Source organism: Brevibacterium zhoupengii, from assembly GCF_021117425.1.
In the GTDB taxonomy this organism is placed as follows: Bacteria; Actinomycetota; Actinomycetes; order Actinomycetales; family Brevibacteriaceae; genus Brevibacterium; species Brevibacterium zhoupengii.
Genome location: NZ_CP088298.1, coordinates 2,045,812 through 2,061,407 on the forward strand (window position 1 = coordinate 2,045,812; position 15,596 = coordinate 2,061,407).

Sequence of the window (15,596 nt, forward strand, 5' to 3'; positions counted from 1 at the left end):
ACTCGTGCAGCTTCCCCTTCCGCACGCATCTCCGGGTTTTCCGGGGTCAATCATAGAACCTATTCTTCATTTGCCTCCCCGTCAATGTCGGTTCATACACAGGCAAGTCAACAGCGTGTGGATAACCTGTGGATATGTCGGCGTGAGTTGTGGAGAAAAGGTACCTTGAATGATTGCGAGATGACCTCAGAGGGGAGTGAAAGAGTAGGTCACTTCCGCTACTCGAGCTCATAACCGGCAATTCGTCCTGTGGACAGCCCGTCGGGTGGGTGCGAAAGTCGATACTCAGCAAACTCACAAGGAGAGACAGTCGATTCCGCGTTCGTCGAATTTCCTATGATGGGTGGGTGGCGACTCAACAGCGATGGACCGAAGAGGACGTACTGCGGGCGATCGCCCGCGGCGAGATCGAAGTGCGCCGTTCGGCACGGCGGAAGAAGACCATCTCGGTCTCAAAGGAATTGGGGACGTATGTGCTCAGCACGCCGGTGAGATACAGCGTGGAACACAACATCCGGTCGTTGACCGATCTGTTCAATCGACTGGCGGCCAGGGACCATTCATCGGCGGAGGATCTCGTCGGCTTGGCAGATGAGATGAGCCGACGGTACTTCGGTGGCCGACTGCGTCCTCAGTCGATCAGGTGGGTGACTAACCAGAACATCAGCCGCTGGGCATCCACAACGACCTCATCAGGTGACATCAGGGTCTCTCACCGACTGCAGGCGGTGCCGCGTTGGGTCTTGGAGACGGTCATCGTCCATGAGCTCGCTCATCTGCAGATCGGACCTCACTCCAAAGCCTTCCACGAACTGGCCGACAGGCACCCGAGACAGGCGGATGCGAAGCACTACCTTGAAGGTTTCAGTGCGGGGGAGCGGTTCAGCCGCGATGGAGGTCGCTGACTCGCTGCGACTCCACAGCCGCCCGATAGAGCTTCGGCAGGCGTACGACGAGATCAGGCATGAGTGAGGGCGGCAGGGCAGTCAGCGGGAACCACTTCACAGCCAGAGACTCCTCCGAGACTGTTGGGGCCTGGTCCACGGAGGCGAATGCGGCGAACACCACATCGAAGTGTCGTTCACACGCACCGAACGAGGCCGAGAGGTCATGGACGTGAAGGTCGATCGGGGCAGGGGAGAACCAGGACAGTTGGCTCAGTCCGCTCTCTTCCATGGCTTCCCTGTGTGCGGCCGAACACAGGCTGTCATCCTCGGCCTCGAGATGCCCGCCGAATTGGCCCCAAAGGTCTGCCTTGCGGTGGTGGTTGAGGAGCACGGACTCGGTGTCGGGATCGACGACGACACAACTGGCGGTGATATGTTCGCCGCCTGCCTCTCGTCGCAGCGCGGCATCGCCGACGGTAGAGAACAAATACTCGAAGTCGGGCCTGAAGCCGGTCGACGCCGACGCCGACGTCGCCCCGACCTCGGCGCGGGCGGTATCGAGACGAATCATTCAGTTCTCGCTGCGGCCGCCGGTGCCGTCGCTGTCATCTGTGTCTTCATCGTTGTCGGATTCCGAGTCGGAATCGGAGCTCGAGTCGGATGTGGAATCGGTGTTGGAATCGGTGGTCTCAGTTCCTTCGATTCCCTCGGCGAGAATGCGGCTCAGTGCCTCGTCGAGTGTCGATTCGCTGGTCCATTCGGCGTGACGACGCTCCGAGTATCCCAGGGGGTCATCGAGGTCCTGCGTCGTCGGCAGAAGGTCGGGGTGTGAGAACACCTTGTCTCTGGCCTCGGTGCCGCCCTGAGTCTCGAGGTATCCGAACAGCGCCGCAGCATCGCGCAGGCGCCGTGGGTTGAACTCCAGGCCCACCAGGGTCGAGAAAGTCTTCTCGGCCGGACCTGCAGTAGCCCGGCGGCGGCGAAGCGCCTCTCGGATCTGATCGCGTCCGGGCAGATGCGCACATGCCGAATAGACGACCACATCGACCCATCCTGCGATGACGGCAAGGAGGTTCTCCAGGTTCGTCAGAGCCTTCTTCTGATCCTCAGTGGTCGGAGGGTTGAACAGGCCCTGGCGAATGTTGTCGCTGAGATCGGAGATGTTAGACGGATCGATCTGGGTCGCCATGTCTTCGATCTGCGAAGTGTCGACCTTGAGGCCCTGCGCATAGCGGGTCAATGCGGTCTCGACCTGGGCGCTCAGCCAAGGGGCACGCTCGAACAGCGCAAGATGCGCAAGCTCTTGGGCAGCGAGGTAGATCCGGACTTCCGAGGCATCCACATCGATCTCCGAGGCGAACTTCTCCACATTGGTCTCGACGAGGACCGCAGCGTCATGCGGCAGGAGCGGCAGACCCACCTCGGTGCCGGTGAGAACGCTCTCCGACAGTGCGCCCACAGCCTGACCGATCTGCATCGCGAACATCGAGTCACTCATCGAACCGAACATCGACGAGGCACCCGCGAGGATGCCCTTCATCTCCGCCGGTACCTGAGTCTCAAGGGTCTCTGTCAGGGCAGAGGACATGTTCGCTTTGATCGGGAGCACGAACTTCTGCCATCCGGGCATCGTCTCGCTCACCCACTCCGCGCGGGTGACAGTTCGAGCCGTGCGATTGGCCACGGAGAACTCTGTCGCTTCGGCCAGCCACAGCTCAGCAAGTCGGAAGGCGTCGGTCGTCGCCTTCACCGATTCGTCTCCTACGGCAGGATCCGGGGTTGGAACCGACTTCTGAGCGATCGACGTCGCCTGGGCCTGGGGATCAGCACCCTGCCCGAAGAGACCCTGCATCTGGTTCATGATGGTGGACATCATCGCCGGATCGATCTGAAAGCCCTGCGGCCCCGTATTTCCGTTCTTGTCATCGCCCTGACCGGAGCCGGGACCGTTCGCTCCGAAGAGCATTCCGAAGATCTGTTCGAACGGATTCTGCTCGTTGTTGTTGTCGTCGCTCATTTTCTCAATGCCCCCAAGAATCGGTTTGTCTTCTACGTTAACGGTTCCGGATGTGGGAAGCTTCCCAATTCCGGGAGGTTTCGGAGGATGTTCGCACCGGGCGAAAGGAGTCTGTGAAACTCACAGTCAGGTTTCAACTAGACTGGTGGGGCGGTGCAGCGAAAGGAACACATGACAGCTAATGCCCCTCGGGCCGTGCCGGTGCCCGCAGCACCGATGCGTGGCGAAACTCGACGACGCGCTCCACGTCTGACCACGACTTCAGGGGTCATGACATATATCCTCATCGCACTTGCAGTTTTACTGCCTGTTCCATACATGTTGCAGCTGCCCGGACCCGTGTTCAACACTCTCGGTGACTATCAGGGCAAACCCATGATCGATGTCTCCGGCGCGAAGACCTACCCGACCGACGGTCGTATAGACATGCTCACCGTGGCCGTGAGCGGTGGCCCGGGACGTGACACCTATGCTTCGCAGGCGCTGGGAGCACTGCTCCACGGCAAAGAGACCGTCATTCCCACTGAGGCCTACTATCCTCTTGATACGACTCGGGAGGACGTGACCGCTTCGAACGCTGTTGAGATGTCCTCCAGCCAGGATGTGGCCGTGGCCGCAGCGATGGGACAACTCGACAAACCGTACAAGGTTCATCTCCTCGTCGGCGACGTGGTTCCAGACTCACCCGCCGAGGCGGAGCTGCGCAAGGGTGATCGCCTCATATCCGTCAATGGGAAGAAACTGGACTCCGACCCGGCAGCAGCGCAGATCATGAGTGAGACGGTGCAGGCTTCCGAATCCGTGGACGTTGTCGTCGAACGCGGAGACAAAGAAGTCGACGTCGAGTTGAAGCCGGACACGATCGACGGGCGCAAAGCCATCGGCATCAGCATGAAGCAGGACTTCGAGTTCCCCGTCGACGTGGCATTCAACGTCGAAGGTATCGGCGGTCCCTCCGCCGGCACCATGTTCGCCTTGGCGATCGTCGACGAACTCACCCCCGGTGCCATGACCGGTGGAAAGCACGTGGCAGGAACCGGGGAAATCGATCCTGCAGGAAAAGTGGGGCCCATCGGCGGTGCCCGACAGAAGGTAGCAGCCTCGACTGCACAGGGGGCGAAGCTCTTCCTTTCGCCCGCAGACAACTGTGCGGAGGTCATCCAAGCTGCCGATCAGTCCAAAATCACGGTGGCACGCATCGACACCCTCGATGACGCGCAGAACGCCGTGGAGCAGTACGCAGCCGGAGACACCTCTGACCTCAGGAAGTGTTCAGCCGGCGGCGCCGACAACAACAATGAGAAAGGGCAGTAGTGAGCTCTCCGTCCTCACCCACCTCCGCACGAATGCCGACGAACCGGCCCAGACGTTCGCCATTGCTACTCACACTCGTGTCAGTGGCGATTCTGCTCGTCGCCTTCATCTCGTTCACACAGGTGTACACCGAAATCCTGTGGTTCAAGCAGATTGACGCCTCTCAGGTGTTCCGCACTATGTGGTTCACCCGCGGACTGACCTTCCTGGCTGGGTTCGTCGTCATGGCCGTCCCCGTATGGCTGAGCCTGCATCTGGCCTTCCGCAATCGTCCGGTATATGCTCCGACGACTCCGCGACAGGAGAACCTCGACCGGTACCGTGAAGCGATCGAACCGCTGCGCAAGGTTGCGACGTTCGCGATCCCAGCGGTCGTCGGTGTGCTCAGCGGAATCACCGCCTCGGCGCATTGGAACACCGTCCTGCAGTGGATGAATTCGACGTCCTTCGGGTCGCAGGACGCCCAGTTCGGGATGGACAAGTCCTTCTTCGTCTTCGTTCTGCCGGGCCTCCGCCTCATCGGCGACCAGGTGGGGATGGCAATCCTGCTCTCTCTCATCGCTGCTCTCGTGGGACATTATCTCTTCGGCGGCATTCGGCCGGGCGAGCAGAAGGGGGTCATCCTCACGAAGACCGCCCAGTGGCAGTTGGGAATCACAGTCGCCGCCCTGGTCCTCGTGCAGGCAGGTCGACTGTGGCTTGCCCGCTACGAACGGCTGACAGGCACCAGTGGCATTGTTCCCGGTGTGACCTACACCGACGACAGGGCGGCTCTTCCGGCCATGGCCATCGTCGCTATCGCAGCGGTGCTCGTGGCGTTCCTGTTCGTCTACACCGCGTGGAGGGGCAACTGGCGCATCTCGCTCATTGCGACTGCCACGCTCATCGTCCTCGGCGGTATCTCGATCATCGCCTACCCCGCCATGGTTCAGCAGTTCCAGGTCAGTCCGTCCCAGCAGAGCCTGGAATCGGAATACATTCAGCACAACATCGATGCGACCCGTGACGGCTTCGATTTCGAAGACATCGACGTGACTCCCTATGAACCGAGCACGACTGGTGAGAAGGGCGCATTGCGAGCAGACGCTGAGACTGCTGCCTCGATTCGCCTGCTGGACCCCAACCTGGTTTCGGACACGTTCCGCCAGCTGCAGCAGGTCAGGCCCTACTACTCCTTCCCTGAGCAGCTCGACGTCGACCGCTACGAGATCGACGGCGATATGCGCGATACAGTCATCGCGGTGCGCGAGCTTGCTCCGGACTCGGTGAACAACCAGAGCTGGTACAACCGCGCGATCGTCTACACCCATGGCTTCGGAGTCGTTGCTGCCAACGGCAACCAGCGCAGTCCTGATGGTGAGCCGTTGTTCATGGAATCCGATATCCCGCCTAAGGGGGAGTTCCCCGACTACGAGCCTCGTGTGTACTTCGGTGAGAGCTCACCGGACTACTCGATCGTCGGCGGTGCGAAAGACGCGACTCCTCGCGAGCTCGACTACCCCTCCGATGAGGACAGCGGCTCGGGCCAGGTGAACAACACGTTCACCGGCGACGGTGGCCCATCTGTGGGAGGACTCTTCAACCGACTCGCCTATGCACTCAAGTATCAGGATGAGCAGATCCTGCTCTCTGACGCTGTCAACGAGAATTCTCAGATCCTCTACGAGCGCCACCCACGTGAGCGCGTGCAGAAGTTGGCACCGTTCCTCAAGATCGACGGCGACCCCTATCCGGCTGTCGTCGATGGCAAGATCAAGTGGATCCTTGATGGCTATACGACTGCAAAGGACTACCCGTATTCGACTCCTCAGCCTCTGCAGGAGGCGACAGAGGACTCGGTGACGGCGACCGCACCCAATGCTGTGGCCACACTTCCGGATGAAGAGGTCAACTACATCCGGAACTCGGTCAAGATCACGGTCGATGCCTACGACGGCTCGGTTGACATGTTCCAGTGGGACAAGGAAGATCCCGTGCTCAAGACGTGGATGAAGATCTTCCCTGACCTCATCAAACCGTCGTCCGAAATGTCGGGCGACCTGATGAGCCACGTGCGTTATCCGGAGGATCTATTCAAGGTTCAGCGCGACCTGCTCACGAAGTACCATGTGACCTCGGCCAGCGAGTTCTACACCGGCCAGGACTTCTGGACTTTGCCGACGGATCCGACGAAGCAGGCTAACAGCGGCCTGACTCAACCACCGTTCTACATGACCCTGCAGATGCCGGGGCAGAAGAATCCGTCGTTCTCCCTCACAAGCTCCTATATTCCGGCACGATCTTCCGAAGGACAGGCCCGGAACAACCTGACCGGCTTCCTGTCAGCAGATGCTGATGCCGGCAAGACCAAGGGCGAGGTGGCAGAGGGCTACGGCAAGTTGAGGCTTCTGCAGCTGCCGCGTAACACGACGGTGCCCGGCCCCGGCCAGGCACAGAACAACTTCAATACTGCTCCAGATGTGCAGCGCAGCCTCAACCTGCTGCGTCAGGGTGAGTCTGAGGTGCAGAACGGCAACCTGCTGACTCTGCCCGTCGGCGGCGGTCTGCTCTACGTTCAGCCCGTCTACGTCCGGTCCGCCGGCGATACGTCCTACCCGCTGCTTCAGCACGTGCTGGTGGCCTTCGGCGAGGACATTGGATTCGCTCCGACCCTTGACGAAGCTCTCGACCAGGTCTTCGGCGGCGATTCCGGCGCCAAGGCCGGTGACGCAGGGACCGAGGACAGCGGTGCTGCAGGCGAATCCGGTGGGTCCAGCAGCGGAGGCGACTCCGCCGCGGCGCCGAAGAATGACCAGAACCTCAACGAGGCGCTGCAAGAAGCCAAGAAGGCAATGGAGGATTCCGACGCAGCCCTCAAGGAGGGTGACTTCGAGAAGTACGGTAAGGCCCAGGACCGACTGAAGAATGCGATTGAAGATGCGGTAGCAGCCGATCCTTCACTCGCCGAGGATGGTTCGAAGGATGGGGCGTCTGCTCCAGCCAGTGCTCCGGCTGATGAAGGCGGAGGCAACTGACGCCGGGCACGGTCGACACTGAATGAGTCAGGCCCCTGCGATCCGATCGGATCCCAGGGGCCTGACTCATGTGTCGTCGGTCAGTTTGTCAGATACTCATCAAGATCGTCGACGATCTGCTCGGCTCCGATGGGTCCCAACCCGAGGAACCACACGTCGTCTTCGACACGGATGGCTCTGTCGTCCTTGACTGCTGGCAGTCCCGCCCACTGGCTGCCGGACAGTGCTGTGGTCTCACCGGTGGCCTCAGGATCGCCATAGCTGGTGTAGAAGACATAGTCCCCTCCAGCTTGGTCAAGGTTCTCCGGAGAAATCTCGACCGCGAGCTCATCGATGTCCTGTGATTCAGGGCGAGCGAGTCCGGCGTCGTCGAGGATGACACCGATCAGAGATTTGTTGCCGTAGAGCCGCAGTCTCTCGGGCATGAAGCGCACGAGTGAGATCGTCGGGTTGCCATCGACCGAGTCGTCGAGCTCATCAGTGGCCTTCGCATAGTCGTTGAGTACGTCTGTTGCTTCATCTTCCATACCCAGTGCTTCGCCGACAAGTATGAAGTTCTCCTTCCACGGGAAGCCCGGGCGAATCGAAAACACGGTGGGGGCGATGGATTCGAGCTCGTCATGGAGAGTGTCAGCACGCAGCTGGCTGCCAAGAATCAGGTCCGGTTCGAGCGTCGCGATTGCTTCGAGATCGAGTTCGTTGATCGTTCCCACTGTGTCGACTCCTTCGACCTGATCGGCAAGGTAGGAAGGCACTGCGTTTGCTCCCTCAGTTGTGACCATGCCGACGGGCGTGATGCCCAAAGCGAGGACATCGTCGAGTTCGCCGGTGTCGAGGACGACGACGCGCTTGGGCCGCTCTGCAATCTCAGTGGTCCCATTGGCATGTTTGACCGTGCGAGGAAAGACCCCGGGTTCGGCATCGCTGCCGAGTTCAGCGGTCTCTTTATCGGCTGTGGCGAAGGCTTTGCCGCCGGTGGCGACGTCCTTCTTGCCAGTGCTCTCATCCCTATCATTGTCTGTGCCGGATGTGCAGGCGCTGGTGAGTAGGAGGAAGGACAGCGCGGTAGCAGCAATGGCTAATGTGCTGCGAGAAGAAGAGTTCATAAGGTAAGCATAACCTTGCCTACGGCTCCGCTCAGTCACGTGTGATGCGTTGGACGGACATATTCACCCGTTGTCCGAGGAATTCGATTCCCTCCTGCCGCAGCAGATCTCCCGCGGTGCCGGCGTGGCAGGTGCTCGGTGTGCCGTCGGCATAGACGATGCGCCACCACGGCGCCGTGTCAGCGATCTGACCTACGAGGCGTCCAGCCTGGCGGGGACCGGCGTTGATGATGGCCGCGATGTCTCCGTATGTTGCCACGGATCCAGCAGGCACCGATCTCACGGCCTCGGCCGCGGCGTCGAGGATACCTTGTTGCTTCGCGACCGAAGTCTCAGTCGGGTTGCTCATTGCCAAACCGGCTGATGGCATCGATGGCGCCGTCGTAGGCAGCGGTGATGTCGGTGATGTCTAAACGCTCGGGCAGATCCCCAGCACTTTGGTGTGCCAGCAGGAATCTGGTCGTCGCATGGGCGGTGGCCTCATCGTCGGCGAGTACGCCATCACTGGTTTCCTCGGCATCAGAAAGGGCCAGGACGAACTCGCAGCCGCCCTGTCCTGAGCCGACATGGACCAGGAATTCCCCTGTGCTCAGCCGCTCCAGCTCAATTGTCTCAGCGCCCATGATCTGCCTTTCTCACCTTGGTTGAGTGTGAACGTAAGCGTCTCTTCCACCATAGACCCGCAGGTGAAGTCCTGTTGAGGGTGATAGGTGGTTGTTGGTGTGCATCAGGGGACACTGCGCGTGTGAATATGCAGAACCCCCATCCAATGGATGGGGGTTCTGCCACTTTCGTGGCGGGGGCAAGATTTGAACTTGCGACCTCCGGGTTATGAGCCCGGCGAGCTACCGAACTGCTCCACCCCGCGGCGTTTGTTTACTTGGTAAATACTACGTCCTTGCTAGTCAGAAGCATAATCGGGGCGCTTTCCGCGCGCTGGGCCGTGGGTATCTGCGACCTCAGAGCCACGGTATGGCCCAGGCGAGTGGCGCACGAGACGGGATGGCCATGGTGCCTAGGCAATCGAAGAAGAGGGGGAGTGCAGGTGGGGAAAGCAGGGGATGCGATTGTTGAGATCGCATGGTTGAGTCGCCGAGCCCCGTGGGTTGGCCTGACCCAGGCGGAGACAAAAAATGTGCCGCAACATCGTGTATACGATGCTGCGGCACATTCACAACGTGGCGGGGGCAAGATTTGAACTTGCGACCTCCGGGTTATGAGCCCGGCGAGCTACCGAACTGCTCCACCCCGCGTCGTGTTCTCAACTCTACACGAGCAGTTTCCTGCAGGACAAACCGAAGTCGCGTGACGTCTGCCACATGGACGCTTGCCGTTCACCCCGGATGCGCACAGTAAAAAAGATTCGCGTGCAGGCTTGCAAGTGGTTGAAAGATAAACTATAGTCATTCTTGTACTTCAAATTTCAACCAAAAGGAGAAATCATGACTGCTCTTCCACAGGGACTCACCGCAGGAATCTGGAACATCGACCCGGTGCACTCCGAGTTCACATTCACCGCTCGCCACGCTGGTGTCTCGAAGGTCCGCGGACATTTCGAGGATATCGCCGGCAGCGTCACCGTCGGTGAGACCCTCGAGGACAGCTCGGTCAGTGCCGAGGCAGACGTCGAATCGATCTCCACTCGCAATCCTCAGCGCGACGGACACCTCAAGAGCGGTGACTTCTTCGAGGCTGAGAACAACCCCAAGCTGACCTTCAACTCCACCGGGATCAAAGCCTCGAGCAACGATGAGTTCGACCTGGTCGGAGAGCTCACAATGCGCGGAGTGACCAAGGAAGTCACCTTCTCCACCGAATTCAGCGGAGTTGCCACCGATCCCAACGGAAACCAGGTTGCAGGCCTTTCGGCATCGTCCAAGGTCGACCGTAAGGACTTCGGCATGGAGTTCAACGCAGTTCTCGGCGGCGGCGAGCTGCTGGTGTCCAACAAGATCAAGATCGAACTGGAACTCGAACTCGTCAAGGCCTGAATCTCCTGAAACTGCCAAGGCACCTCGGTGCTGAGAAATTGATTCTCGGGCAGGGCTGACGAAAAGAGCAGGGGGCGGATCGCACTAATGCGGTCCGCCCCCTGCTCTATGGTTTTCCGGCACGGACTTCCGACCTGTACCGCTGACAGGGGTGTGGTGATCAGGTGTGGGCGCGCAGCGTATTCGGGTTGAGGCGCAATTCGGTGGCGAGCTGATTGAACAGCTGCGCCCCTCGCTCAACATCGCCAGGTGATTTGCAGAACGAATAGCGGATGGATGATCTGTAGGCGGTGTGCGCAGGCGACCCCTGCCTGCACAGTGCGGGTACTGGTATTCCGACGAGGGAAAAACGCCGTGCCAGCAGTTCATTGAGTTCGAACGCGTCCAGATCTGTCAGAGCCGAGAAATCGACGACGGTGAAGTATCCTGCGGCCGGAGTCGACGCGATGACTCCGGGGACGGCACGGCAGGCCGGCACCAAGACCTCGGCTCTGTGCTGCAACGACTTACGATTATCGGCAATGAAGGTTGAGTCCCCGGTCAGAGTGCGCGCCAGTCCGACCTGCATGGGGCCGCTCGCTGTGAATGTGAGGAACTGTTTGACCGCTTGAATGGCCTTTCTGACTTCGGGTTCGGCAATCACCCAGCCGATCTTCCAACCAGTCGCGTTCCAGGATTTGCCCGCCGAGGAAACTGTGACGACTCGTGCACTGTCCTCGATTGCTACGGCCGGAGGTACATGGGGCGTGCCGTCGAGGACCAGCTGCTCGTAGACCTCGTCAGTGAGGACCCAAGCATCGACCCTGACCGCGGCATCGCCGATTCGAGCCAGATCCTCACCGCTGAACATGAAACCGGTCGGATTGTGAGGTGTGTTGATGAGGATGATCGAGGGAGAGGACTCGGCCGCGGCCACAGCTTCCTCGAAGCGCACCCAATTGGGTGCGAATCCACCGTCATCTGTCGGCAGGATCGGCACGGTGACGAGTGTTCCGCCGGCGGCGGCTATCGCAGCTGGGTACGAGTCGTAGTACGGCTCGAAGGTGAGGACCGTCCCGCCCCGGGGGAGCAGAGCCAGAATCGCTGCGGTGAGGCCTTCTGTCGCCCCACACGTATAGAGCACCTGCTGTGGAGACACTTCTTGGCCGAAATCATGATGGCGTTGTTCGGCCACGGCCTCGAGGAGCGCGGGAAACCCCTGACCGGGCGCGTATTGGTTGTAGCCCTCACGCATGGCCTGGGCAGCAGTGTCGATGAGCTCAGCGGGAGCATCGGTACCTGGTGCTCCCTGGCCCAGATTCACTGCGCCGGTCTGGGCAGCGAATGCTGTCATCTGACCGTAGATCGTTTCGCCGATCGTTCCGTCAGCATTGATCAGGCCGGCTGCATCTGCCATCGAGTGCCACAGATCGGCACGCATCACATCGGGCATCTGTCTTCCTTTTCTTCTTCAGCGATTCCTGGGTGGCCGATCGTTCTCACGCCTGTGCGTCGGTGCGCACCGACGCTGGCGCGACGCGGCCAAGCCGATCGAGGGCAGATTCGTGAAGCTTTGAGTTGCTTGCGAGAGCGTTGCCGCCGAATGGCCCGGCGATGCCAGCGGTATTGGTGAAGGTCCCGCCCGCTTCGAGCACGATCGGGGTCAGCGCGCCCATGTCGTAGAGCTCCAACTCCGGTTCGCATGCGAGGTCCACTGCGCCCTCGGCGAGGAGCATATATGAGTAGAAGTCGCCGTAGCCTCGAGTTCGCCACAGAGAATCACAGAGACCGAGGAACTCATCGAGGATTCCCAGTTGCTTCCACCCTGACAGCGAGGCGTACGACATCGAAGCGTCCTCGAGGGAATCGACGGCAGATACGTGTATCTGACGGGCAGGTTCTCCCAGCGCCGAGGTGAAGGCACCCTGACCAGCCTCGGCCCACCAGCGTCGACCCAAAGCGGGCGCTGAGACCATGCCGAGGACTGGTGTCTGTCCGTCGTAGAGCGAGATCAGTGTCGCCCAGATTGGCACACCTCGGACATAGTTCTTCGTGCCGTCGATCGGATCGATGATCCACCGTCTCGGCGAGGTGCCCTGGGATCCGAACTCTTCGCCCAGAACGCTGTCATCCGGGCGTTCACGCTTGATTCCGTCCACGATTGCCGCTTCGACAGCCCGGTCGCATTCGGTGACCGGTGTCAGGTCGGGTTTGGTTTCGACGGTGAAGTCCTGGGCCACAAAGTGGTGGTAGCTGATGGAGTCCGCGAGGTCGGCGAGTTCGGTTGCCAGGTCGAGATCGTTCATGCCTCCACCCTATCCAGTCGTGGGCAGCAGCCTGCGCAGTGACTCCAACCGTGAGACTCCACCAGGTCCTGCGTTGCCCTCGCTGACCCAGGCATCGAGCCGACAGCCTGGTGCGTCTGCCTTATGAGTGCATCCGCGCGGACACTCGGCTGTGGCCTCGACAAGCTCTGGGAAAGCCGAGATCAGCGTGTCCCGATCCACGTGTGCAAGTCCGAAGCTGCGGACTCCAGGGGTGTCGACGAGCCAGCCTCCTCCATCTAGTGGGAGGCAGACCGCAGAGGACGAGGTGTGGCGGCCACGTCCGGTCACATCATTGACATGGCCGGTGGCTCTCTCTGCGCGAGGGACCAGAGCATTCATCAGGGTTGATTTGCCGACCCCCGAGTGTCCGATCAACACGCTGATCTGACCGTGCAGTCGATCGAAGACAGCTGCATCGGTGAGTCTTCCGTCAGGACTGAGACCTGAGGAGACGATCTCGACTCCAGTCGCCGAGAACCTTCGTATGATCTCATCAGCTGGTTTCAGATCGGTTTTGGTGACGATGAGCAGGGGAGTGATTCCAGCGTCGAAAGCCGCCGTCAGTGCCCGATCGATAAGTCCGAACGAGGGCTCAGGGTCCTCCGTTGCAGTGACGATCCCCATGACATCGACATTGGCTACGATCACACGTTCCGTCGGATCTGTGTCGTCGGCGCTGCGGCGCAGCAGAGTGCGTCGCTTTGTGATCTCGACCAGGCGCGCAAGGGAGCCCTTGCTGCCTGACGTGTCGCCGACCAGCTTGACGATGTCGCCGGGAACGACAGCGTCTTTGCGCAGGTGAGAAGCCCTTACGGCCGTGACCTTGGACGTAGCTTCATCCGACCTGGAATCATCCGGGCGCGTACCCGTACCCGTGCCATCGGCGACGACGACACGATAGCGCCCACGGTCAACGGCAGTGACGAGACCTTCGACGGCTGCATCGTGGTTCGGTCTGTTCTTCGTCCGCGGTCTGGAGCCGCGCCTGTTCGGCCGAGGACGATAGTCCTCGTCGCGGTAGATCCGTGACATCTCAGGCCAGCCGACTCAGCATGGCTTCCCACAGCTGGGTGAATTCCGGCAATGTCTTCGCCACAGTGTCGGCGTTTTCGATGACCAGACCGTCAACGCGGAGTCCCAGAAGGGCGCCGGCCATGACCATCCGGTGATCGTTGTATGTGTGCCACATCCCGGAGCGTGGTCTTGCGCCGGTAATCGTCAGCGACGTCGACTGCTCAACGACGTGAATGCCGATGGCACTGAGCTCGCGGTGCAGCGCAGATAGCCGATCAGTCTCGTGTCCGCGTAGGTGGCCGATGCCAGTCAGCCTCGAGGTCCCCTCGGCCATGGCTGCCAGGGCGGCAACCACTGGTGTGAGTTCGCCGATGGCGGAGAGGTCGAGGTCGACGGCTTGCAGAACCGTCGGTCCCTGGACCCGGAGACCGTGTCTGTCCAGGGTTGTGGTGCCGCCGAAGGCTTCGATGATGCTTCGGAACCCATCGCCGGCCTGGGTTGTATGCGCCGGCCAGTCGAGGACGGTGACGTCTCCCTGGGTGGCCAGAGCGGCAGCGACGAAGGCTGCCGCATTGGACAGGTCTGGTTCGACCTGGACATCGAGTCCGCGCGGCAGTCCCGGCTCGACGACCCAGTGTTCAGGCTGGGGCTCGGTGACGTCGACCCCGGCATCGGCGAGGACTTCCAGTGTCATATCGACGTGGGCTCGGCTGGGCACGCTCTCGCCGCGGTTGACGAGTTCGATTCCCAGGGGCATGGCCGGAGCAGTCAGAAGCATCCCCGAGACGAACTGGCTTGAGGCGCTGGCATCGATCTCGAGGTGTCCACCGCGCAGGTCGGACTGAGCATGGATCGTCATCGGCAGCAGATTGTCCTCTGCGGTGATGGAGACGCCGAGGTGGGTCAGGGCATCGATGATGACAGACATCGGTCTGACCCTGGCCTGCGCATCACCGTCGAGGACGACCTCTCGTCCGGTGGCGGCTGCGAGTGGGGGAACGAAGCGCATCACTGTTCCGGCTAGGCCGCAGTCGATGGTGATCGGAGGACCCTCGCGCTGTGCGGAGAAATCGATGGGTGTGATCTGAAGGCTGCCGTCGACTTCGTCGATGTCGGCACCGAGAGCTCTCAATGCCTCAATCATGAGCAACGTGTCACGGCTGCGCAGCCATCCTCGTATGACCGAATTCGATTCAGCCAGCGCAGCAAGGACGAGATAGCGGTTCGTCAGAGACTTCGAGCCGGGAACGCTGACAGTTGCAGTGACGCCGCCACCGGCGACCGGCGCAAGCCAGTCGCCGGTGGCGGGTGCAGTGAGATCGGGTGTGTCAGTCAACGCCAAGCGCACTCATCGCTTGTTTGGAGGTGTCTTCGACTGAGGACCAGAGATCTTCCGCAGCATGCTGTGTGCGCCACCAGAGTCCTGGCTTACCAGCCGTGTCGACGCTGGCCAGCAATGCGCCGCCGAGCATCGAGGTGCGAATCAGCGTGCGCTCAGTGCGTGCCCGCTTATCGTCTTTCGACGTGGCCTTCTCCGCTGCGATGCGTTCACCGACGGTGTCGAGGAGGTAGGTGCCGACGAGGATCGTGGCACTCACGCGTGGGAACCGGCCGATGGCCAGCAGCGAGCCCGCAGCGACCTGGGCCGCTCCGGTTGCACGTGCCAGGGTAGGAGCATCGATGGGCACGTCGATCTGTTTGCGCGCCAGGTTGAGCAACGGGCCGATCGATGCGGCCGCTGCTTCCGGGCGACGCAGACGGTCAACACCGTTGCTGATGTAACCGGCGGCCAGCATGGGCCGTGCGAGGAATCTGATTGGAGACACTATGGTCCTTCCTACGTGTCGGGCATCTCACTGGCAAGCATAACGGTTGTCCGGGAATAGTGGGGCCTCGCCCCGGTGTTGAATCAGAGAATACGCACCGGTGAGGGCGAGCCTGGCCGGT

General features: G+C 60.9%; 14 protein-coding genes and 2 tRNA genes. 4 read left to right on the forward strand and 12 right to left on the reverse strand.

What is annotated here, in order from left to right; all coding sequences use genetic code 11:
• Positions 1–347: 347 nt before the first annotated feature.
• A complete protein-coding gene (locus LQ788_RS09290; protein WP_231447040.1) occupies positions 348–905 on the forward strand; it encodes a M48 metallopeptidase family protein in 558 nt (185 codons plus the stop codon).
• Here the strand turns inward: LQ788_RS09290 and LQ788_RS09295 are convergent.
• Both LQ788_RS09295 and LQ788_RS09300 read right to left on the reverse strand, forming a co-directional pair.
• Positions 883–1,458: an NUDIX hydrolase gene (locus LQ788_RS09295; RefSeq protein WP_231447042.1), complete on the reverse strand. Its 576-nt coding sequence runs from the start codon at positions 1,456–1,458 to the stop codon at positions 883–885. The genes LQ788_RS09290 and LQ788_RS09295 overlap by 23 nt on opposite strands.
• Positions 1,459–2,904, reverse strand: a complete 1,446-nt coding sequence (locus LQ788_RS09300; RefSeq protein WP_231447044.1) for a zinc-dependent metalloprotease — start codon at positions 2,902–2,904, stop codon at positions 1,459–1,461.
• A 171-nt stretch (positions 2,905–3,075) separates the two neighbouring features.
• On the opposite strand from LQ788_RS09300, the gene LQ788_RS09305 reads away from it, so the two are divergent.
• Together LQ788_RS09305 and LQ788_RS09310 are read left to right on the forward strand one after the other, a co-directional pair.
• The gene (locus tag LQ788_RS09305; RefSeq protein WP_231447046.1) at positions 3,076–4,218 is read left to right on the forward strand and encodes a YlbL family protein; all 1,143 of its coding nucleotides are present in this window, start codon (positions 3,076–3,078) and stop codon (positions 4,216–4,218) included.
• Positions 4,219–4,250: 32 nt separating this feature from the next.
• Complete coding sequence (locus tag LQ788_RS09310; RefSeq protein WP_231447383.1) at positions 4,251–7,232, forward strand: UPF0182 family membrane protein; 2,982 nt, start codon at positions 4,251–4,253, stop codon at positions 7,230–7,232.
• An 80-nt stretch (positions 7,233–7,312) separates the two neighbouring features.
• Here the strand turns inward: LQ788_RS09310 and LQ788_RS09315 are convergent, their stop codons facing one another.
• The 5 genes from LQ788_RS09315 to LQ788_RS09335 all read right to left on the reverse strand — a co-directional run bounded on the left by LQ788_RS09315 (position 7,313) and on the right by LQ788_RS09335 (position 9,591).
• Positions 7,313–8,338 carry an ABC transporter substrate-binding protein gene (locus tag LQ788_RS09315; protein WP_231447048.1) on the reverse strand — a complete coding sequence of 342 codons (1,026 nt, stop codon included), beginning with the start codon at positions 8,336–8,338 and terminating at the stop codon, positions 7,313–7,315.
• A 31-nt stretch (positions 8,339–8,369) separates the two neighbouring features.
• Positions 8,370–8,687, reverse strand: coding sequence for an MGMT family protein (locus LQ788_RS09320; protein WP_231447051.1), 318 nt, complete (start codon positions 8,685–8,687; stop codon positions 8,370–8,372).
• Positions 8,671–8,961 (reverse strand): hypothetical protein, encoded by a 291-nt coding sequence (locus LQ788_RS09325; protein ID WP_231447052.1) that lies wholly within the window; start codon positions 8,959–8,961, stop codon positions 8,671–8,673. The genes LQ788_RS09320 and LQ788_RS09325 overlap by 17 nt, the downstream gene beginning before the upstream one ends.
• A 171-nt stretch (positions 8,962–9,132) precedes the next feature.
• Positions 9,133–9,206: transfer RNA gene (locus tag LQ788_RS09330), tRNA-Met, on the reverse strand.
• Between the two features lie 311 nt (positions 9,207–9,517).
• A tRNA-Met gene (locus tag LQ788_RS09335) sits at positions 9,518–9,591 on the reverse strand.
• A gap of 189 nt (positions 9,592–9,780) precedes the next feature.
• On the opposite strand from LQ788_RS09335, the gene LQ788_RS09340 reads away from it, so the two are divergent.
• Positions 9,781–10,329 carry a YceI family protein gene (locus LQ788_RS09340; RefSeq protein WP_231447054.1) on the forward strand — a complete coding sequence of 183 codons (549 nt, stop codon included), beginning with the start codon at positions 9,781–9,783 and terminating at the stop codon, positions 10,327–10,329.
• A 160-nt stretch (positions 10,330–10,489) separates the two neighbouring features.
• On the opposite strand, the gene LQ788_RS09345 is transcribed toward LQ788_RS09340, so the two are convergent.
• From LQ788_RS09345 to LQ788_RS09365, 5 genes are read right to left on the reverse strand one after another with little or no spacing between them, the layout of a single operon-like run.
• Positions 10,490–11,761 carry an aminotransferase class I/II-fold pyridoxal phosphate-dependent enzyme gene (locus LQ788_RS09345; protein WP_231447056.1) on the reverse strand — a complete coding sequence of 424 codons (1,272 nt, stop codon included), beginning with the start codon at positions 11,759–11,761 and terminating at the stop codon, positions 10,490–10,492.
• 46 nt (positions 11,762–11,807) lie between these two features.
• Entirely contained in the window at positions 11,808–12,614 is an 807-nt protein-coding gene (gene hisN, locus LQ788_RS09350) for a histidinol-phosphatase (RefSeq protein WP_231447058.1), read from the reverse strand.
• 9 nt (positions 12,615–12,623) lie between these two features.
• Positions 12,624–13,667: a ribosome small subunit-dependent GTPase A gene (gene rsgA / locus LQ788_RS09355; RefSeq protein WP_231447068.1), complete on the reverse strand. Its 1,044-nt coding sequence runs from the start codon at positions 13,665–13,667 to the stop codon at positions 12,624–12,626.
• Between the two features lies 1 nt (position 13,668).
• Positions 13,669–14,985 (reverse strand): 3-phosphoshikimate 1-carboxyvinyltransferase, encoded by a 1,317-nt coding sequence (gene aroA, locus LQ788_RS09360; protein ID WP_231447070.1) that lies wholly within the window; start codon positions 14,983–14,985, stop codon positions 13,669–13,671.
• Positions 14,978–15,475: a DoxX family protein gene (locus LQ788_RS09365; protein ID WP_231447072.1), complete on the reverse strand. Its 498-nt coding sequence runs from the start codon at positions 15,473–15,475 to the stop codon at positions 14,978–14,980. The genes aroA and LQ788_RS09365 overlap by 8 nt, the downstream gene beginning before the upstream one ends.
• Between the last annotated feature and the right edge of the window lie 121 nt (positions 15,476–15,596).